At 67.3% G+C, this 20174-nt stretch carries 17 protein-coding genes and 3 tRNA genes; 17 read left to right on the top strand and 3 right to left on the bottom strand.

Annotated elements, in window-relative coordinates; translation table 11 throughout:
* Window positions 1-50: 50 nt before the first annotated feature.
* From ACLF3G_RS19125 to ACLF3G_RS19115, 3 genes are read right to left on the bottom strand one after another with little or no spacing between them, the layout of a single operon-like run.
* Window positions 51-1097 (bottom strand): sensor histidine kinase, encoded by a 1047-nt coding sequence (locus ACLF3G_RS19125; RefSeq protein ID WP_430670992.1) that lies wholly within the window; start codon window positions 1095-1097, stop codon window positions 51-53.
* Complete coding sequence (locus ACLF3G_RS19120) at window positions 1094-1531, bottom strand: response regulator (RefSeq protein ID WP_430670991.1); 438 nt, start codon at window positions 1529-1531, stop codon at window positions 1094-1096. The genes ACLF3G_RS19125 and ACLF3G_RS19120 overlap by 4 nt, the downstream gene beginning before the upstream one ends.
* Complete coding sequence (locus ACLF3G_RS19115) at window positions 1528-3036, bottom strand: sensor histidine kinase (RefSeq protein ID WP_430670990.1); 1509 nt, start codon at window positions 3034-3036, stop codon at window positions 1528-1530. Before ACLF3G_RS19115 ends, ACLF3G_RS19120 begins: the two co-directional genes overlap by 4 nt.
* A 204-nt stretch (window positions 3037-3240) precedes the next feature.
* Here ACLF3G_RS19115 and ACLF3G_RS19110 point away from each other — a divergent pair, with 204 nt between their 5' ends.
* The 17 genes from ACLF3G_RS19110 (at window position 3241) to nuoF (ending at window position 20170) form a co-directional block, all read left to right on the top strand.
* Window positions 3241-5652 (top strand): 1-deoxy-D-xylulose-5-phosphate synthase N-terminal domain-containing protein, encoded by a 2412-nt coding sequence (locus tag ACLF3G_RS19110; protein WP_430670989.1) that lies wholly within the window; start codon window positions 3241-3243, stop codon window positions 5650-5652.
* A 49-nt stretch (window positions 5653-5701) separates the two neighbouring features.
* A tRNA-Leu gene (locus ACLF3G_RS19105) sits at window positions 5702-5782 on the top strand.
* A gap of 275 nt (window positions 5783-6057) precedes the next feature.
* A complete protein-coding gene (tig, locus tag ACLF3G_RS19100) occupies window positions 6058-7395 on the top strand; it encodes a trigger factor (protein WP_430670988.1) in 1338 nt (445 codons plus the stop codon).
* A gap of 249 nt (window positions 7396-7644) precedes the next feature.
* Entirely contained in the window at window positions 7645-8289 is a 645-nt protein-coding gene (gene clpP, locus ACLF3G_RS19095; RefSeq protein WP_430670987.1) for an ATP-dependent Clp endopeptidase proteolytic subunit ClpP, read from the top strand.
* A gap of 142 nt (window positions 8290-8431) precedes the next feature.
* Window positions 8432-9688 carry an ATP-dependent Clp protease ATP-binding subunit ClpX gene (gene clpX / locus ACLF3G_RS19090; RefSeq protein WP_430670986.1) on the top strand — a complete coding sequence of 419 codons (1257 nt, stop codon included), beginning with the start codon at window positions 8432-8434 and terminating at the stop codon, window positions 9686-9688.
* A 161-nt stretch (window positions 9689-9849) separates the two neighbouring features.
* Window positions 9850-12267 carry an endopeptidase La gene (gene lon, locus ACLF3G_RS19085; RefSeq protein ID WP_430670985.1) on the top strand — a complete coding sequence of 806 codons (2418 nt, stop codon included), beginning with the start codon at window positions 9850-9852 and terminating at the stop codon, window positions 12265-12267.
* A gap of 255 nt (window positions 12268-12522) precedes the next feature.
* Window positions 12523-12795, top strand: coding sequence for an HU family DNA-binding protein (locus tag ACLF3G_RS19080; protein WP_430670984.1), 273 nt, complete (start codon window positions 12523-12525; stop codon window positions 12793-12795).
* 114 nt (window positions 12796-12909) lie between these two features.
* Window positions 12910-12981, top strand: a tRNA-Val gene (locus ACLF3G_RS19075).
* Window positions 12982-13146: 165 nt separating this feature from the next.
* The gene (locus ACLF3G_RS19070) at window positions 13147-13953 is read left to right on the top strand and encodes a hypothetical protein (RefSeq protein WP_430670983.1); all 807 of its coding nucleotides are present in this window, start codon (window positions 13147-13149) and stop codon (window positions 13951-13953) included.
* Window positions 13950-14918, top strand: a complete 969-nt coding sequence (locus ACLF3G_RS19065) for a tetratricopeptide repeat protein (RefSeq protein WP_430670982.1) — start codon at window positions 13950-13952, stop codon at window positions 14916-14918. The genes ACLF3G_RS19070 and ACLF3G_RS19065 overlap by 4 nt, the downstream gene beginning before the upstream one ends.
* 61 nt (window positions 14919-14979) lie before the next feature.
* Window positions 14980-15056, top strand: a tRNA-Asp gene (locus tag ACLF3G_RS19060).
* Between the two features lie 284 nt (window positions 15057-15340).
* The gene (locus ACLF3G_RS19055) at window positions 15341-15709 is read left to right on the top strand and encodes an NADH-quinone oxidoreductase subunit A (protein ID WP_430670981.1); all 369 of its coding nucleotides are present in this window, start codon (window positions 15341-15343) and stop codon (window positions 15707-15709) included.
* A 40-nt stretch (window positions 15710-15749) separates the two neighbouring features.
* Entirely contained in the window at window positions 15750-16310 is a 561-nt protein-coding gene (locus tag ACLF3G_RS19050) for a NuoB/complex I 20 kDa subunit family protein (protein ID WP_430670980.1), read from the top strand.
* Between the two features lie 10 nt (window positions 16311-16320).
* Entirely contained in the window at window positions 16321-16941 is a 621-nt protein-coding gene (locus tag ACLF3G_RS19045) for an NADH-quinone oxidoreductase subunit C (protein WP_430671092.1), read from the top strand.
* On the top strand, window positions 16938-18176 hold the full coding sequence (locus tag ACLF3G_RS19040; protein WP_430670979.1) for an NADH-quinone oxidoreductase subunit D: 1239 nt from the start codon (window positions 16938-16940) through the stop codon (window positions 18174-18176). The genes ACLF3G_RS19045 and ACLF3G_RS19040 overlap by 4 nt, the downstream gene beginning before the upstream one ends.
* Window positions 18177-18238: 62 nt before the next feature.
* Window positions 18239-18856: a complex I 24 kDa subunit family protein gene (locus tag ACLF3G_RS19035; protein ID WP_430671091.1), complete on the top strand. Its 618-nt coding sequence runs from the start codon at window positions 18239-18241 to the stop codon at window positions 18854-18856.
* 3 nt (window positions 18857-18859) lie between these two features.
* On the top strand, window positions 18860-20170 hold the full coding sequence (gene nuoF / locus ACLF3G_RS19030) for an NADH-quinone oxidoreductase subunit NuoF (RefSeq protein WP_430670978.1): 1311 nt from the start codon (window positions 18860-18862) through the stop codon (window positions 20168-20170).
* Window positions 20171-20174: the final 4 nt, after the last annotated feature.

Below are 20174 nucleotides of genomic sequence, written 5' to 3'. Positions count from 1 at the left end.
ACGGCCATATTGCGCCGTGACTTCGCTTCGTCTGTTACAAAGTTTCTTGTTCAGGCCAGGGCGAAGCGAACCGTGACCCGCGACCCCGGCCCCTCGGCGAATTCCACCAGCCCCCCGATGGTCGAGGCCATGGCATGGATGATGCGCCCGCCCAGGCCGGACCCCGCCGCGCTTTCCGCCCCGGCGCCGCCCACGCCGTCATCCTCAACCCGCAGCACGCCCGCCTCGCCATGCTGTTCCAGGATCACCCGGATCGGGCCGCCTTCCGGCAGCTCGGGGTAGGCGTATTTCAGCGCATTGGTCACCAGTTCGGACAGGATGACGCCCAGCGAGACCGCGCGATCGGGTGGCACGGTCAAAGGCGCTGCGCGAAAATCGATCCGCGCGGTCTCGACGCTGCGGCCGATCTCGGCCAGCAGGCCACCGAGGTAATCCGGCAGGGCCACGCTGCGCACATCGGCGGAGGTGTAGAGCCGGCGATGCACCTGGGCGACCGCCGCGATGCGGTTGCGGACGGAGGCCAGTGCCGCGCGCGCCCCAGGGTCGGCCAGCGCATTCTCCTGCAGGCGGGTCAGGGAGGCGATGATCTGCAGGCTGTTGGCGACGCGGTGGTTCACCTCCTGCAGCAGCAGGGCGCGGCTGGCGGCGAGTTCCTCCGCCCGGTCGCGCGCCTCGCGCACCTCGGCCTCTGCCTCGGCGTGGCGGCGGCGCATGGCGGCGCGATGGACGGCCCCCTCGATCGCGCGGTGCAGCAGCAGCAGGAAGGACTCACCCGGCGTCTTCACCACGAAATCCTCGGCCCCGGCCCGGAGCGCCGCGACCGCAACGCGGGTCTCGTCGGCGCCGGTGACGAAGATGACGGGGGTGGGGTCCGGCAGTGCGCTGAGTGCGGCGAGCGTCTCCAGCCCATCCGCGCCGGGCATGTAGTGGTCGAGGCAGATGGCGCCGAAGCCGCCGTGGCGCGCCAGCGTGACGCCGGCATCGCCGTCATGCGCCGTGACGACCTGGTGGCCAAGACGGCCGAGCGCCCGCTGCACCAGGCGGCACAGCGCCTGGTCGTCGTCGATGTAGAGGATGCGGGACGCCGGGTCGGTCATTGGGCTGTTGGCGGCACCTGGATGACGGCGAGGAAAAGGCCGAGTTGGCGAACCGCGGAAGCAAAGGTCTCGTAGTTTACCGGCTTCGTGATGTAGACGGAACAGCCCAGTTCATAGCACCGGCGGATCTCGCGGTCGTCATCCGTCGTGGTCAGCACGATGACGGGGGCAAGGCGCAGTTCGGGGTCCGATTTCAGCCGGGCCAGGATGTCGATGCCGCTCATGTCCGGCAGGTTCAGGTCGAGCAGCACCAGCACCGGCGCGCCGGCCTGGCGTTGCGGGCCAAACAGGTGGTTCACCGCGGCGGTGCCGGAGGCCAGGTGCAGCACCTCGTTATAGACGCCGGCGCGCTTGAGGTTCTTCTCGATCAGGCGGGCGTGGCCGTCATCGTCCTCGATCATGACGATGGTGACGGCCTGGGCGGAGACGTTCATGCCGGCTGGTCCTCGGTCTCAAGTGCAGGGTCGTACGCGGGCAGCGCCTCGGGCAGCAGCAGGGTGAAGACGGAGCCTTCGCCGAGCTTGGACGTCAGCCGGATATCGCCGCCCATGCGTCGGGCCAGCGCCCGGGTGTGGGCAAGCCCGATTCCTTCGCCCTTCTGGTCCTGCGGGCCGGAGCGGCGGAACAGCTCGAACACCCGTTCATGGTCGCGCGCCGCGATGCCGCGGCCATTGTCGATCACGTCGATCGCGTGCATCCCGCCTTCGCGTCGCGCGCGGACCAGCACGCGGCCGGGGCGGGCCGGGTCCAGGTACTTCACGGCGTTGTCGAGCAGGTTGCCGAGGATCTGTTCCAGCGCCAGCCGGTCCGTCCGCAGCGTGGGGAAGGGCGGGGCCAGGCGCAGTTCCGCCCCCGCGGCATCGAACTGATGCTGCAGGCTGGAGGACAGCCCCTCCATCAGCGTGCCCACCTGCAGCTGTTCCGCCGTCAGTCGCCGGCGGCCTTCGCGCGACAGGGCGAGGATGGCGCCGATCAGGCGGTCCATGCGGTTGGTCGAGGACCGGATGAAGCCGATCGCCTCGGGAATGTCCTCCTCCACCGCATTGCGCAGATCCTGTGTGACCAGGGCGGGCGCTCCGGCCTCGGCGCGGGTCATCATCTCACGCACCGTGCCGATCGCGGTCTCCAGCTCCTGCGTGAAGCCCATGACGTTCACCAGCGGGGCGCGCAGGTCATGCGAGACAATGTAGGCGAAGCGCTGGATCTCCTCGTTCGCCGCCATGAGCGATCCGGTGCGGGCTGTGACGCGCTGTTCCAGTCCGGCGTTGGCACGCTGCAATTCGGCGCGCGCCTGTTCCAGGTCCCGGGTGTATTTCACCGCCAGGCGGCTGATTCCGAAGCTCAGCAGCGCGATCAGCGCCAGGCCGCCTAGGGCGGCGAACAGGATCAGGCGGCCGGCGCGGTCCAGCTGCGCGCTGCGCGTTGCCTGCCGCTGCATGCTGCGCGCCTCGACGCCCGCGATCTGCCGGCGGATCTCGTCCATCAGCACCTTGCCCTCGCCATCCCGCACCCGGGCAATGGCTGCGCCGACATTGCCGGCCTCGGCCAGCGCCACCGTCTCCCGCAGTTCCGCCAGCTTCGCGTCTATGTGCAGGCGCAGCTCCTCGAGCCTGTCGGCCCGCCCTCCATCGGCCACGGCGCGCGCCGCGAGTTCGCGCAGTTCCTGCGGCAGGTCCGCCTGCGCCCGGTGGTACGGCTCAAGGTAGTCGGGGTTGCCGGTCAGAAGGTAGCCGCGCTGGCCCGTCTCGGCATCCTGCAGCGAGCCCAGTACGCCAGCGGTGGTCACCCGCAACTGCTGGGTGGCGACAACGCCATCCGTGTAGAGGCGCTGCTGCTGCACCATCCAGACGATGCCGACGCCGAGGGCGAACAGCACAAGCAGGCCGAAGGCGGTCAGGCCAAGGGTGATGCGGCCGAACGCGGCCTGGGACCAGGTCATGCAACCATTTCGAATACGACGGGAATCCCGGGCCTGGATCGTCCTGCCCGGCGCTTGTCTCTAGCACAGGCGCGCGTTTGTTGACGATATGTGCAGCCTGCTCAATTACCGGTGACGAGCCAGGTGGCATGACTTGGCGCGCCGCCTTCGCGTCACGGCCCGGGCGTCCTATCCTGCTGCGAAGGACCAGAGGAGAAGGCGCAGATGACCGCGGAACGGCCGATCGGCAAGCCATCGCCAGGGGCGGACCGGGAGGAGGCGCGCGAGGAAGCGCAGCGCCTGCGCCTGCTGCATGCGCTGGAGCGCAAGCTGCTGTGGCTCTCTGCCTGGATGATCCATCACGCCAACCACATCCGTCCAAACCGGGATGGGCTGAAGGTCGGTGGCCACCAGGCCTCCTGCGCCTCCTCCGTCTCGATCCTGGCGGCCCTGTATTTCGAGATCCTGCGGCCGCAGGACCGGGTGGCGGTGAAGCCGCATGCCGGGCCGGTGTTCCATGCCATCAACTACCTGCTGGGGCGGCAGGACCGCGACAAGCTTGCGACGCTGCGGCAGTTCGGCGGGATCCAGCCGTATCCCTCGCGGGTCAAGGACGGGGCGGAGGTGGATTTTTCCACCGGCTCCGTCGGCCTCGGCGTGGCGCTGACCACCTTCGGCAGCCTGGTGCAGGACTACGTGAAGCTGCACGGGATGGGACGGCCGGAAATTCCGGCCGGGCGGCATGTGGCCATCGTCGGCGATGCCGAACTCGATGAGGGCAACATCTACGAGGCGCTGCTGGAGGGCTGGAAGCACGACGTCCGCAATGTCTGGTGGGTGGTCGACTACAACCGCCAGTCGCTCGACAGCGTGGTGCCGGACCGGCTGTTCGGCCGGATCGAAGGCCTGTTCCGCGACATGGGCTGGAACGTCGTCACCCTGAAATACGGCCGCCGGCTGGAAGCCGCCTTCGCGCGGACGGATGGCGAGGCGCTGCGGCGCTGGATCGATGACTGCCCGAACAGCCTGTATGCCGCGCTGACCTTCCAGGGCGGCGCCGCCTTCCGCCAGGCCCTGCTGGCGGAGTTGGGCCGGGTGGAGGGCGTGCGGGCGATCATCGACCCGCTGACCGACGATGAACTCGCGGCGCTGATGACCAACCTCGGCGGCCACGACATCGAGACGCTGACCGAGGCCTTCCGGGTGGCGGCGGCGGAGGGCGACCAGCCGACCTGCTTCATCGCCTACACCATCAAGGGCATGGGCCTGCCTTTCGCCGGCCACAAGGACAACCACGCCGGGCTGATGACGAAGGAGCAGATGGCGACCTTCCGGGACGCCATGGGCATCCGTGACGGCCATGAATGGGACCGGTTCGAGGGGCTGGAGGTCAGCCCCGGCGAACTGGAGGCGTTCCTCGCCGGCATCCCCTTCGCGCAGGTGTTGGCGCCGGAGGGACGCCGACTCTCGGCACCCACCGTGCCGGTGCCAGCGCTATTGCCCGCGCCGCGGGTTCCGCCGGGGCGGATGATGTCGACCCAAGCGGCCTTCGGCGAAATCCTCGCCGAGATCGGGCGAGGGCAGGGGGAGAATGCGGCGCTTGCCGAGCGCATCGTCACCACCAGCCCGGACGTGACGGTCTCGACGAACCTTGGGCCCTGGGTCAACCGGCGCGGCATCTTCGACCGGCACCTGAAGAACGACGTGTTCAGGGACGCCAAGCTGGCGAGCGCGCAGCGCTGGGGGATGGGGCCGGAGGGCCAGCACATCGAACTCGGCATCGCCGAGCAGAACCTGTTCCTGCTGCTGGGGGCGCTGGGGCTTTCGCATTCGCTGTATGGGGCGCGGCTGCTGCCGGTGGGGACGGTGTATGATCCCTTCGTGAACCGCGGCCTCGATGCGATGATCTATGGCTGCTACCAGGACGCACGGTTCCTACTGGTTTCAACGCCGTCCGGGCTGACCCTCGCCCCGGAAGGCGGCCAGCACCAGTCGGTGAACACGCCGCTGATCGGCATCGCCCAGGACCGGCTGGTGGCCTACGAGCCGGCCTATGCCGACGAACTCGCAATCCTGATGCGCTTCGCCTTCGAGCACATGCAGAAGCCCGATGGCAGCGCCGTCTGGCTGCGGCTTTCAACCCGTGCGCTGGCGCAGCCCGACCGCCGGCTGGACCCGGCGGGCGTGATCGCCGGCGGCTACTGGGTGGTGCCGCCGGGACCGGGGGCCAGCCTCGCCATCGCCTATCAGGGCCCGGTGGCGCCCGAAGTGCTGGAGGCGTTCGACGCGGTGCGAGAGGACGTGCCGGATGCCGGCCTGCTGGCCGTGACCAGCCCGGACCGGCTGCAGGCCGGCTGGCTGGAGGCGCGGCGCGGCGCCCGCAACGGCACCGCCGCGGCACCCTCGGCCATCGAGGCGCTGCTGGCGCCGCTGGACCGCGACGCCGCGCTGGTGACGATCCTGGACGGGCATCCGGCGGCGCATGCCTGGCTCGGCGCGGTGCGTGGGCAGCGGGTGGTGCCGCTGGGTGTGGATCGCTTCGGACAGGCGGGCGACCTGCCGGACCTGTATGCCGAATACGGGCTCGATGCGGCGGCCATCGTTGATGCCTGCGCCGCGGCGGTGCTGGGCCAGTAGCCGCCCGGGGCTTGGCCTTGGGGGGGCGGACGCGATAGAGGGGCAGCGCGCGGGCGTGGTGGAACGGTAGACACGCTGGTTTTAGGTACCAGTGGCGCAAGCCATGGGGGTTCGAGTCCCTCCGCCCGCAGAATTTTGCCGGCCCTCAGGCGGCGGGCGGCGGCCCCGCCGCCGTGCCTGGCGCGCCGGTGCACTGCTGCGCCAGGTGAAGCTGGTGGTCTGGGCGCGGCGGCCATTCGGCCGCTCGCCCGGCGTGGCCAAGCGCCAGCGTGTGTGGTTTGGACGCCTTTCGGGCCGTCAGGCATTGCCCCCGGCCCGGTTGGGCGGTAACGGGGCGGGCCTCAGAGCGTATCGCGCCCGCCGGGGTGTTCCCGCGCGCGCCCCTGTCGATAAAGAAGGTTCACCATGCAGGTCACCGAGCTTCCCGCAGAGGGGCTGAAAAGGGCGTTCACGGTCGTGGTTCCGGCCGCGAGCCTGGCCGAGAAGCGCGAGAAGCGACTGAAGGAACTCGGCGCCGACATGCGGCTGCCCGGCTTCCGCCCCGGCAAGGTGCCGGTGGCCGTGGTCAAGCAGCGCTACGGCACCGCCGTCGCCGGCGAGGTGCTGGAGCAGTCCGTCGATGACGCGACGCGCCAGGTGATCGCGGACCGGGGTCTGCGGCCGGCCATGCAGCCGAAGATCGAGCTGGTGAACTACAGCGAGGGCGCCGACCTCGAATACAAGATCGACCTGGAGCTGCTGCCCGAGATCCCGATGCCGGATTTCGCGGGCATCGCGCTGGACCGGCAGAAGGCGACGCCCGGCGACGCCGAGATTGATGCCTTCCTGGCGACCATGGCGACCCGCCTGGCGACGCTGGAGGACGTGGCCGAGCCGCGCCCGGCGGTTAAGGGCGACATGCTGGTCTGCGACTTCGAGGGGCGGCTGAAGCAGGAAGACGGCAGCCTCGGCGAGCCCTTCCCGGGTGGCACGGCGACGGATACTCCGATCGAGGTGGCCGGCGACGGCTTCATCCCCGGCTTCACCGAGCAGCTGGAAGGCATGACCCCGGGCGAGAAGAAGGACATCAATGTCAGCTTCCCGGCCGAATACGGCTCCGCCGCGCTCGCGGGCAAGGATGCGGTCTTCGCCATCAACGCCAAGGCATTGAAGACCAAGGTGCTGCCGGCGATGGACGACGAATTCGCCAAGCGCCTTGGCCTGGACGACATCGCTACACTGCGCGCCAAGGTCGCCGAGAACCTGCAGGCCGAATACGACGCCATGGCGCGGATGAAGGTGAAGCGCGCCCTGCTGGACGCGCTGGCCGAGCGCGCGACCTTTGAGGTCCCGGCCGGCATGGTCGAGGGCGAGTTCGCCCAGATCTGGCAGCGGGTCGAGGCTGACCTGAAGGAAGGCAAGCTCGACGCCGACGACCAGGGCAAGGACGAGGACACGCTGAAGACGGAATACCGCGCAATCGCGGAACGCCGGATCCGGCTCGGCCTGCTGCTGTCCGAGATCGGGCGGACCAACAACATCCAGGTGACGAACGACGAACTCGGCGCCGCGATGCGGCAAGAGGCCGCGCGTTACCAGGGCCAGGAAAAGCAGGTCCTGGAGTATTTCCGCAAGAACCCGCAGGCGGTCGACAACCTGCGCGCGCCGATCTTCGAGGAGAAGGTCGTCGATTTCGTGCTGGAACTGGCCAAGGTGACCGAGATTCCGACGGCGCCGGCGGACCTGTCGGCCGAGCCGGCCTGAAGATCCCGGCCGGGCTGCGTTGCACGGGGCGGCGCCGGAAGGCCCGCCCCGCTTGCTTTTCCGTGACAGGCGCCCGATTTGCGGGATGGGCCCGATGACGGGCATGGGTGGTTGAAGAAGGGGGGCTTTGCGGGCCGCCCCGGTTTGCCCATCTTAAACGGAATGGCAGAGATTCGCTGCCAAGGTGGGGTGCGCCCCGCCGAGGGATTGCGCCCGCGCCGGCAACGGCAGGGCATGAAAGGGACGACCATGCGTGACCGCGATCCGGTCGAGTTCTACAACAACTCTCTCGTCCCGATGGTCGTCGAACAGACGGCACGTGGCGAGCGGGCCTACGACATCTATTCGCGCCTGCTGAAGGAGCGGATCATCTTCCTGACCGGGCCAATCTTCGACCAGGTGGCCTCGCTGATCTGCGCCCAGCTGCTGTTCCTGGAAAGCGAGAACCCGAACAAGGAGATCGCCTTTTACATCAACAGCCCCGGGGGCGTGGTGACGGCCGGCCTCGCGATGTACGACACCATGCAGTACATCCGCAGCCCGGTTTCCACCGTGTGCGTCGGCATGGCGGCCTCGGCCGGCTCGCTGCTGCTGACGGCGGGTGCCAAGGGCAAGCGCTTCGCCCTGCCAAACAGCATGGTGATGATCCACCAACCTTCCGGTGGCGCCCAAGGCCAGGCGACGGATATCGAGATCCAGGCGCGGGAGATCATCAAGACCCGAGCCCGGCTGAACCAGATCTACGTCCACCACACCGGCCAGGCGCTCGAGGAGATCGAGCGGAAGATGGAACGGGATACCTACCTCTCGGCCGAGGAAGCCCGCGATTTCGGGTTGATCGACCAGGTGGTGGAACAGCGCCCGCTGCCGCCGGCCGACCCGGTGAAGATCTGAGCGGGCTGACGGGGTTGGGTGGCCCTTCCCCCCACCCGCTTGTGCGGCTACATTCACATGTTTCCCGCCCCCCAGTGGGGGGGCCGGCGTCCCGAGCCGCCAGCCTGCATGGCGGCCGTGGCCTGAGGTTTTCGGAGCGCGCATGAGCAAGTCCGGCGACTCGAAGAATACCCTGTACTGCTCGTTCTGCGGCAAATCGCAGCACGAGGTCCGGAAGCTCATCGCCGGGCCGACCGTGTTCATCTGCGACGAATGCGTCGAGCTTTGCATGGACATCATCCGCGAGGAGCACAAGACGCACCTCGTCAAGTCCCGCGATGGCGTCCCGACGCCGCGCGAGATCTGCAAGGTGCTGGATGACTACGTGATCGGGCAGGACCACGCCAAGAAGGTCCTGAGCGTCGCGGTCCACAACCATTACAAGCGCCTGGCGCATGGCGGGAAGACCGGCGAGGTCGAGATCGCCAAGTCCAACATCATGCTGGTCGGCCCAACCGGGTCGGGCAAGACGCTGCTGGCCCAGACCCTGGCCCGCATCCTCGATGTGCCCTTCACCATGGCCGATGCGACCACGCTGACCGAGGCCGGCTATGTCGGCGAGGATGTCGAAAACATCATCCTCAAGCTGCTGCAGGCGGCCGACTACAACGTGGAACGCGCCCAGCGCGGCATCGTCTACATCGACGAGGTCGACAAGATTTCCCGGAAGTCAGACAACCCCAGCATCACCCGGGACGTGTCCGGCGAAGGCGTGCAGCAGGCCCTGCTCAAGATCATGGAGGGCACCGTGGCCTCCGTGCCGCCGCAGGGCGGGCGCAAGCATCCGCAGCAGGAATTCCTGCAGGTGGACACGACCAATATCCTCTTCATCTGCGGCGGCGCCTTCGCCGGCCTCGAGAAGATCATCGGCGCCCGCGGCAAGGGCTCGGGGATGGGGTTCGGGTCCGAGGTGCGGGCCCCGGATGAGCGGCGGACGGGTGCTATCCTCAAGGAGGTCGAGCCGGAGGATCTGCTGAAGTTCGGGCTGATCCCGGAATTCATCGGCCGCCTGCCGGTGGTGGCGACGCTGGAGGACCTGGATGAGAAGGCGCTCATCGAGATCCTGACCAAGCCGAAGAATGCGCTGGTCAAACAGTACCAGCGCTTGTTCGAGATGGAGGGGGCAAAGCTCACCTTCACCGAGGACGCCATGAAGTCCGTGGCGACGCGGGCCATCCAGCGGCGGACAGGAGCCCGCGGGCTCCGGTCCATCATGGAGGCGATCCTGCTGACCACCATGTTCGACCTGCCGGGCCTCGAGGATATCGAGGAGGTGGTGGTGAACCGCGAAGTGGCGGAAGGGCGCGCCAGCCCACTCTATATCTATGGTGAGCGGCCGGCGGAGCAGTCCGCCGGCTGAGGCTCCCGCGTCCTTCCCACCGTGTCTTGCGGCGGTGGGGAGGGGGACGCATCTGATCTGACAATCCCGTGGCGTCGGGGGCCGTGCCGATAACCAGGCCTCCCTTGGTGGGATCATCCTGGGGGCGGCTTCCGCGCCGATCGTCCAAAGCGAGGTCCGATATGGCGGCCAATCCCACTGAACCCGTGCGCGGCGAGCTTCTTCCCGTTCTGCCCCTGCGCGATATCGTTGTCTTCCCCCACATGATCGTGCCGCTGTTCGTCGGGCGTGAGAAATCCGTCCGCGCGCTGGAAGCCGTGATGCGCGACGACAAGCAGATCCTGCTCGTCGCGCAGAAGAACGCGGCTCAGGATGATCCGGGCTCCGACGACCTGTACCAGGTCGGCACCGTGTCCACGGTGCTGCAACTGCTGAAGCTGCCGGACGGTACCGTGAAGGTGCTGGTCGAGGGCGGCCGCCGTGCAAAGGTCGTCGCCTACAAGGGCACCGAGCCCTTCTTCGAAGCCTTTGCCGAGACGGCGGAGGAGCCGAAGGTCGAGGGGCGTGAGCTCGAGGCGCTGGCGCGCACCGTCGTCGCGCAGTTTGAGCAGTACATCAAGCTGAACAAGAAGATCGCTCCGGAGGTCCTGGTCTCGATCAACCAGATCGAGGAGCCGGCGAAGCTCGCCGATACCGTCGCCAGCCACCTGAACCTGAAGATTGCCGAGAAGCAGGAGCTTCTGGAAATCGAAGGTGTCGGCCCGCGCTTGGAACGTGTCTTCGCCCATATGGAGTCGGAAATCGGCGTCCTGCAGGTGGAAAAGCGCATCCGCAGCCGCGTCAAGCGGCAGATGGAGAAGACGCAGCGCGAGTACTACCTGAACGAGCAGCTCAAGGCGATCCAGAAGGAGCTCGGCGAAGGCGAGGAAGGCAAGGACGAGTCTGCGGAGCTGGAGGCCAAGATCAAGGCCACCAAGCTGACCAAGGAAGCTCGCGAGAAGGCGATGGCGGAGCTGAAGAAGCTCAAGACCATGTCGCCGATGAGCGCCGAGGCGACCGTCGTCCGCAACTACCTCGACTGGATGCTGAGCATTCCGTGGAAGAAGAAGACCAAGATCCGTAACGACATCGTCGCGGCGGAGAAGGTGCTGGACGCCGACCACTACGGCCTTGAGAAGATCAAGGAACGAATCATCGAATACCTGGCGGTGCAAACCCGCAGCCCGAAGATCCGTGGCCCGATCCTGTGCCTGGTCGGCCCGCCCGGCGTCGGCAAGACCTCGCTCGGCAAGTCCATTGCCAAGTCGACAGGGCGCAACTTCGTGCGCATGTCGCTCGGCGGCGTGCGGGACGAGGCGGAGGTGCGTGGTCACCGGCGGACCTATATCGGCTCCATGCCCGGCAAGGTGCTGCAGGGGATGAAGAAGGCGAAGTCTTCCAACCCGCTGTTCCTGCTGGACGAGATCGACAAGCTGGGCGCCGACTGGCGCGGCGATCCGTCCTCGGCGCTGCTGGAGGTGCTGGACCCGGAGCAGAACTCGACCTTCAACGACCATTACCTGGAGGTCGACTACGACCTGTCGGACGTGATGTTCGTGACCACGGCCAACAGCCTGCGCATGCCGCAGCCGCTGCTCGACCGCATGGAGATCATCCGCATCCCCGGCTACACCGAGGATGAGAAGGTCGAGATCGCCAAGCGCCACCTGATCCCGAAGGTCAGCGAGGCTAATGGGCTGAAGACCGGCGAGTGGAGCATCTCGGACGAGGCGCTGCGCGACCTGGTGCGCTACCACACGCGGGAAGCGGGCGTCCGCAACCTGGAGCGCGAGCTGGCCGGCATCGCCCGCAAGGCGGTGAAGGAGATCGTCTCGAAGAAGTCCAAGAAGGTGGCGGTCAACGTCAAGAACCTCGACAAATTCGCGGGCGTCCGGAAGTTCCGCTACGGCGAAGCCGAGGCCGAGGACATGGTGGGCGTGGTCACCGGCCTGGCCTGGACCGAGGTGGGCGGCGAGATCCTGACCATCGAATCCGTGGTGCTGCCGGGCAAGGGTGCGGTGAAGACCACCGGCAAGCTCGGCGACGTGATGCAGGAGAGCGTCAGCGCGGCGCTGTCCTATGTTCGCAGCCGCTCGATCAACTTCGGAATCAAGCCGACTGTGTTCGAGAAGCGGGACATCCATGTGCACGTGCCGGAGGGCGCGACGCCGAAGGACGGTCCATCCGCGGGCGTCGCGATGGCGACCAGCATCGTGTCCGTTCTCACCGGCATTCCGGTGCGGCGGGATATCGCGATGACGGGTGAAATCACGCTGCGCGGGCGCATCCTGCCGATCGGCGGCCTGAAGGAGAAGCTGCTGGCAGCACTGCGGGCCGGCGTCACCACGGTGTTCATCCCGAAGGAAAACGAGAAGGACCTCGCGGAAATCCCCGACAACGTGAAGAAGAACCTCACCATCCTGGCGGTCAGCCATGCGGATGAGGTGATTTCCCAGGCGTTGGCGCGGAAGCCGGAGGCCATCACCTGGGAGGAGCCGGCGGAGCCTGCGGCACCGGCCGGAGGTGGCACCGGAGATGGTGCCGCCGTGCGTCCTCATTGAGAAGCTTGACTATTGCGTGAGATGGGGGCGTCGGCCGAACAGGCCGGCGCCCTTTCTCATCGTGAGGACGAGCTTTTCGGCCACACTGCGCCCGATGTGCAGCCAACGGTCGCTGAAACGGCGGTCCGCCGCGGCGAATACGGGCAGGCGGCGTTGACTGGCCTGAAACGCGCCTCCTAGTGTGCCGCCATGCGGGGCGAGATTCGGACCCGTTCCATGATGCCAGTTGACCAGGAACCTGAAGGGGGGTCCGACATGAACAAGCAGGATTTGGTTGCCGTCGTTGCTGAGGCCGCCGACATTCCGAAGGCCAAGGCGGGCGATGTGCTCGACGCGGTCTTCGATGCGATCCAGGGGGCGCTGAAGAAGCAGGCGGAAGTCCGGCTTGTCGGGTTTGGAACCTTCAGCACGTCCAAGCGCAAGGCTGGCAAGGGCCGCAACCCGCGCACCGGGGAGGAGATCGAGATTCCAGCCTCCACGACCGTGCGGTTTAAGGCCGGCAAGGGGCTGAAGGACGCGGTGACCTGACTCGTCGCTCACACTGCGCGGTTCCTGAAGGTCGGCTCTCCTCAGGGGGGCCGGCCTTTTTCATTGGCCGGGGCTTGGCAGGTGCAGGTCGTCCGGCGTAGGTCGCTTGGCGAGGGGCGCTTAGCTCAGCGGTAGAGCGCCTGTCTTACACACAGGTGGTCGGCGGTTCGATCCCGTCAGCGCCCATTCCCGCGCCCTGTTCCGTATTGTTTCAGAGCGCTTTTCAGAACGAAGCCGCTTCTGTTAGCCTCGGCCGCCGCCCGCGCCCAGCGCAGGGACTTCGCCCGACCAGGCTTTAAACAGCAAGTGGAGTGTGCAGTGACCCGACTTGGATCGCGCGCCAGCAGCGCCATGCTTCTTCTGTCGATGTTCGCCCTGGGGGGCTGCGTGCAGGGCGTCACGCAGGGAACGGGAGGCGGCCCGGTGTCCGGCTCCGTCGGCGGTTCGACCAGCGTCGGCGCGAATTCCGGGCTGGAGCGCTGCCCGGAGACCCTGGGCACCCTGGCGGTCGATGACGGTCGCCAGCAGGCGTGGTGGGGTCCCTTCACGCAGGCGACGCAGATCACCACGATCGAGCCGATGGTCCGCATCGTCGCGCAGCAGTCCAACTGCTTCATCATTACCTCGATCGGCAACGAGCGACTTGATTCGCGGATGTCGAACATCACCGCGCGGCAGCGTTCCGGCGAATTCCGCGCCGGCTCCAACCAGCAGCGCGGCCAACGGGTGGCAGCCGACTACTATCTGGAACCGGCCATCCTGTTCGCTGGCGCCAATACCGGCGGCCTTGCCGGCAGCCTGGGCGGCTTCGGCGGCGGCTGGGGCCAGCTTGCGGCCGGCGTGGCCGGCGCCGCGATGCGGACCAGCTCGACCAGCGTCACCATGTCCCTGTTCGATATCCGCAGCGGCGTGCAGATTGCAGCCTCGGAAGGCAGTTCCACCAGCAATGACCTGTCGGGCGGGCTGGCCGGGCTTGGGCTCGGGTCGGGCGGCGGCATGGGCGGTACGCTCGCTGCCTATCAGCGCACACCGCAGGGCCAGGCGACGCTCGCGGCCTTCGTCGATTCCTACAACAAGCTGGTGATCGCCGTGCGCAACTACCAGGCGCAGGAGGTCCGCGGCGGCTCTGGAACGGGTGGCCGGCTGCGGGTGCGATGAAGCGCGCGCCCCAATTCGCCCTGGCGCTGCTTCTGGCCGGCTGCGTGCAGCAGGCCCCGCAGACCGGCGGCGCATTCGGGCCGGAGGTGCAGGTCTGTAGGGCCGGCGAGGCGTGCCGTGTGGTGCCGACGGCGCAGCTTCGCAATGCGACGCCGCAGGAGGATCGGCGCGGCACCCGCCAAACCGATCCCGACTTGTACCGGGGCGAGGACCTCGGCGCGCTGCAGGCCGCCGCTGCGTCCGGGGATGCCCGTGCCGCCTACCTGCTGGGCCAGGTGCACGAATTCGGCCTGGGTGGCCGGGCGCGGCGGGGCGCGGAGGCGGCGCGGTGGTACGGCCAGGCGGCAGACCAGGGACATTCCTGGGCGCAGTTCCGCCTGGCACAGATGCTGGAATCGGGTGCCGCCGGGCGGCGGGATCGCGCCGCCGCCGTCCGGCTCACCCTCGCGGCGGCCGAGGGCGGGGTGGCGCCGGCAGCGCACAACCTCGGGATGATGCACCGGTCCGGCAATGGCGTGGCCCGGGACGTCGGGGAGGCGGCGCGCTGGCTGACCGTGGCCGCGGAGAATGGCATTCCGGAGGCGCAGTACAATCTCGGCCTGATGTATTTCCGCGGCGATGGCGTGCCGCGCCAGTTGCATGACGCGCTGAGCTGGATGCGGCAGGCTGCCCAGGGCGGTTATGCGCCGGCGCAGAAAGCAGTGGGGCGGCTGTACATGACCGGCCTCGACACCATGGGGCAGGACCTGACGGAGGCACGGAGCTGGCTGAGTCTCGCGGCCTACCGCGGTGACCGGGAGGCGCAGGGCTGGCTGCGACAGATCGAACGGGAGGAGCGCGAGGATTTGGCGTTCCAGCGGCAATTGCAGATTCAGGCGGCGGAGACGCAGGCGCTCTGGGCCTCCGTCGCCCTGGCGGCGTTCCTGATGCCGCCGCCAGTGACCTACGTGGTGGGCGTCTGGTGATAATGCTGCGGGGCGGTTGACAGCGGCCGACCGCGCCCGTATTCCGGCCTCCTGTTCGCGGGCGGGTGTAGCTCAGTTGGTTAGAGCGCCGGCCTGTCACGCCGGAGGTCGCGGGTTCGAGCCCCGTCACTCGCGCCACGCGAACAGATTTTACAGCATGTTGGACAGGATCAGGGTCTTCGCCGTTACGGCGCGGGCCCTATATCCTTTTCATGCCCATGGCGTCGTCGTTGCGGATGTCAATGCTTCCATCACGCAGTGAGGCTATGGCGGAGCAGGCGCTGCGGGGCTAATCTGCGCTGCGCTGCAACGCGAATGGGTAGGGCCTGCGGGATTGGCGCAGATAAGCCCTGCCTTGGCGCGCAGATCGAACTTCCCGGCCTTCGCAGGGCGGCCGGACAGCAAGGACAGCCGAGGCACCAATGACCGAGCCGCTGCTGGCAGAGTATTTCCCGATCCTGGTGTTCCTGGGGATCGCCGCCGTCATCGCCAGCGCGATGGTGGGCGGGGCGTTGCTGGCCGCGAAGCAGAAGCCCTACGCCGAGAAGCTCTCAGCCTATGAGTGCGGCTTCGAGCCTTTCGACGACACGCGCCGCAAATTCGACGTCCGGTTCTACCTGGTCGCCATCCTCTTCATCATTTTCGACCTGGAAGTGGCGTTCTTGTTCCCCTGGGCGGTGACGCTGGGCGAGATCGGCTGGTTCGGCTTCCTGTCGATGATGGGCTTCCTGGGCGTCCTGACGGTCGGGTTCATCTATGAGTGGCGCAAGGGTGCGCTGGAGTGGGAATGAAGCCTGTTGCGGGGCGCCGGCGGGGCGCCCGGAGAATGGCATGAGCATCTCGAACACGAACGACATCGCCTGGAACCGCGAGGCGCTGCCTCCGGGTCCGGCGCAGGATTCGGTGGTGAAGGGCATCACCGGTGAGATCGAGGAAAAAGGCTTCGTCATCGCCAACCTCGACAAGGTGGTGAACTGGGCGCGTACGGGCAGCTTGTGGCCGATGACCTTCGGCCTGGCCTGCTGCGCGGTGCCGATGATCCACGCCTACATGGCGCGCTACGACCTTGATCGATTCGGCATCATCCCCCGCGGGTCGCCGCGACAGAGCGACGTGATGATCGTGGCCGGAACGCTGACCAACAAGATGGCCCCCGCGCTACGCAAGGTCTACGACCAGATGAGCGAGCCGCGCTGGGTGATCTCCATGGGCTCCTGCGCCAATGGCGGCGGGTACTACCACTACAGCTACAGCGTCGTGCGCGGCTGCGACCGGATCGTGCCGGTGGACGTGTACGTCCCGGGCTGCCCGCCAACGGCGGAGGCGCTGGTCTACGGGATCCTGCAGTTGCAGAAGAAGATCCGCCGGACGGGGAGCATTCTTCGTGGCTGACCTGCAGGAACTGGGGACGACGATCGCGGAGGCCGCAGGGCACGCGGTGGTCGAGGTTTTTGTCGAGCGCGGCGCCGAACTTGTCGTGCGCGCGCGGCGCGAATCGCTGGTGCCGCTGATGGCGATGCTGCGCGACGATCCGCGCTTCGGCTTCGAGCAGTTGATGGATCTGTGCGGTGTCGACTGGCCGGAGCGCGCAGAGCGATTCGAGGTGGTGTGCAACCTGCTGTCGCTCGCAACCAATCGGCGCGTGCGGGTGGTGGTTTCGACGGATGAGGCAACGCCGGTGCCGAGCCTGTCCGGACTGTGGCCGGTTGCGACCTGGTACGAGCGCGAGGCCTGGGACATGTACGGCATCGTGTTCGAGAATCAGCCGGATCTGCGCCGCCTGCTGACCGATTACGGGTTTGAGGGTCATCCGCTGCGCAAGGACTTCCCGCTGACTGGCCATGTGCAGGTCCGCTACGACGAAAGCCGCAAGCAGGTGGTGAACGAGCCTGTGACGCTGACGCAGGATTTCCGGACGTTCGATTTCCTATCGCCCTGGGAAGGCATGACCACGCTTCCGGGTGACGAGAAGGTGCATCTGACACGCGCGGAACGTGGCCAGATCGAAGGGCCGAAAGCATGAGCACCGAACTCATCAGCGGCCTGCCGCAGATCGATGGCCCGAACGCTTCGCAGAAGCTGTTCGACGCCGAGACGCACACCATCAATTTCGGCCCGCAGCACCCGGCGGCGCATGGCGTGCTGCGGCTGATCCTGGAGATGAAGGGCGAGGTGGTGGAGCGTGCCGATCCGCATATCGGCCTTCTGCATCGCGGCACCGAGAAGCTGATCGAGTACAAGACGTACCTGCAGGCCATGCCGTACATGGACCGGCTCGATTACGTGTCGCCAATGTGCATGGAGCACAGCTTCGTGCTGGCGGTCGAGCGGCTGCTTGGCATCGAGGACGACGTGCCGCTTCGCGCGAAGTGGATCCGCACGATGTTCGCGGAGATCACGAGAATCCTGAACCACCTGCTGAACGTGACGACCTACGCGCTCGACGTCGGCGCCATCACGCCGTCGCTGTGGGGCTTCGAGCAGCGCGAGCATCTGCTGGAGTTCTACGAGCAGGTCGGTGGCTCGCACTACCATGTGAACTACTTCCGGGCGGGTGGCGTGTCGCGCGACCTGCCGGCGGGGCTGGAGGACCGGATCGGCATCTGGTGCCGGCAGTTCCCCGCCTTTCTCGACAAGCTCGAGGGCCTGCTGACGGAAAACCGGATCTTCAAGCAGCGCACCGTGGATATCGGCGTGATGTCGGCCGAACAGGCGATGTCCTGGGGCTTCAGTGGTCCGTGCCTGCGCGCCTCCGGCTGCGCCTGGGACCTGCGCAAGTCACAGCCCTACGAGATGTACGAGCAACTGGATTTTGAGATTCCCGTTGGCGTGCAAGGCGATTGCTACGACCGCTATCTGGTGCGGATGCAGGAGATGCGGCAGAGCCTGCGGATGATCGAGCAGTGCCTGAACCACATCCGTCCGGGTCCGGTGAAGATCGCCGACAACAAGATCTCGCCCCCTTCGCGTGGCGAGATGAAGCGGTCGATGGAAAGCCTGATCCACCACTTCAAGCTCTACACCGAGGGCTACCACGTGCCCGAAGGTGCGACCTACACCGTGACCGAGGCGCCGAAGGGCGAGTTCGGCGTCTACATGGTGGCGGACGGCACCAACAAGCCGTACCGCTGCAAGATCCGCGCACCGGGCTTCGCGCACCTCCAGGCGATGGAGGCGCTTTCCAAGGGGCACATGCTGGCCGATGCGGTGGCCATCATCGGCAGCCTCGACATCGTGTTCGGGGAGATCGACCGGTGAGCGTCGATGAGGGAGTGCAGTCGCCGGGCGGCGGCTGGTCCGCGACCCATGCGGGCGACCAGATGCCGAAGGTGCAGCCGAGCCACTTCGCCTTCGACGAGGCGAGCGAGGCGCAGATCACCAAGATCCTGGCGCGCTATCCGGTAGAGAAGCGGGCGTCCGGCGTGATCCCGTTGCTGTACGTGGCGCAGCGCCAGATGGGCCGCGACACCGGCAGCGCCTGGGTGCCGAAGGTGGCGATGGACCTGATCGCGGAGCGGCTCGGCATGGCGCCGATCCGTGTCTACGAAGTCGCGACCTTCTACTTCATGTTCAACATGAAGCCGATTGGCCGGCACCACCTGCAGCTTTGCGGCACGACGCCGTGCATGCTGCGTGGCTCGGACGACGTGATGCGCGCCTGCCACGATGCGGGACACGTGAAGGTCGGCGAGACGTCGGCCGACGGATTGTTCACGCTGACGGAGGTCGAATGCCTCGGCGCATGCGTCAACGCGCCGGTTCTGCAGGTGGATGACGACTACTTCGAGGACCTCGACTACGACCGCACCGTGGCGTTGCTCGAGGCGCTGAAGCGTGGCGAGACGCCGACGCCAGGCAGCACGATCGGGCGGCAGACCAGCGCGCCCGAGGGCGGCCCGCTGACGCTTGTCGACATGGATGGGACGGGGAGGGAATAGGCGATGGCACTCTCCGACAAGGACCGCATTTTCACCAACCTTTACGGCATGCAGGATTGGCGGCTGCCGGCGGCACAGATGCGCGGCAACTGGGACGGCACGGGCGGGATCCTTGCCAAGGGCCGTGATTGGATCATCGAGGAAATGAAATCCTCTGGTCTGCGCGGGCGCGGCGGCGCGGGCTTCCCGACCGGCATGAAGTGGTCCTTCATGCCGAAGCAGGCGAGTGAGCGGCCGCACTACCTGGTGGTAAACGCCGACGAGTCCGAGCCTGGCACCTGCAAGGATCGCGACATCATCCGGCACGATCCGCACACGCTGATCGAGGGCTGTCTGATCGCCGGCTTCGCGATGGGCGCGCATGCCGGCTACATCTACATCCGCGGCGAGTACTACAACGAGAGCCTGGTGCTGGAGGCCGCCATCGAGGAGGCCTATGCGGCGGGGCTGCTCGGCGCCAATGCGGCGGGCTCGGGCTGGGACTTCGACCTGTATGTGCACCGTGGCGCGGGCGCCTACATCTGCGGCGAAGAGACGGCGCTGATCGAATCGCTTGAGGGCAAGAAGGGCATGCCGCGGCTGAAGCCGCCATTCCCGGCGGCCGTCGGCCTTTACGGCTGCCCGACCACGGTGAACAACGTCGAGACCATCGCGGTGGTGCCGACCATCCTGCGGCGAGGTGCCGCGTGGTTCGCGGGCTTCGGCCGCCCGAAGAACTCCGGCACGAAGATCTTCTGCATCCAGGGCCATGTGAACAAGCCCTGCAACGTGGAGGAGGAGATGAGCATCCCGATGCGGGAGCTCATCGAACGCCACGCCGGCGGCGTGCGCGGCGGCTGGGACAACCTACTCTGCGTTATCCCCGGCGGCAGTTCCACGCCGCTGCTGCCGAAGCACATCTGCGACGACGTGCTGATGGATTTCGACGCGCTGCGCGAGCACAAGTCGGGACTCGGCACGGCGGGCGTCATCGTCATGGACAAGTCGACCGACATCGTCCGCGCCATTGCCCGCCTGTCGCGCTTCTACAAGCATGAGAGCTGCGGCCAGTGCACGCCGTGCCGCGAGGGCATGGGCTGGGTCAGCCGCATGATGGACCGGATGGTGCAGGGCCGCGCGGAGGTCGAGGAGATCGACGTGCTGGAGGAAGTGACGCGGCGCATCGAGGGGCACACGATCTGTGCGTTGGCAGATGGTGGCGTATGGCCGGTGCAGGGCCTGATCCGGCACTACCGACCGGTGATGGAAGCGCGCATCGCCGAGTACAAGGCGCGTCATGCGAAGCCGGCGGCGCTGCCGCTGGCGGCGGAGTAAGGTC

The sequence above is a fragment of the Falsiroseomonas sp. HC035 genome (genome assembly GCF_050563525.1).
In the GTDB taxonomy this organism is placed as follows: Bacteria; Pseudomonadota; Alphaproteobacteria; order Acetobacterales; family Acetobacteraceae; genus Falsiroseomonas.
This window is presented reverse-complemented; position numbering and strand designations above follow the sequence as displayed.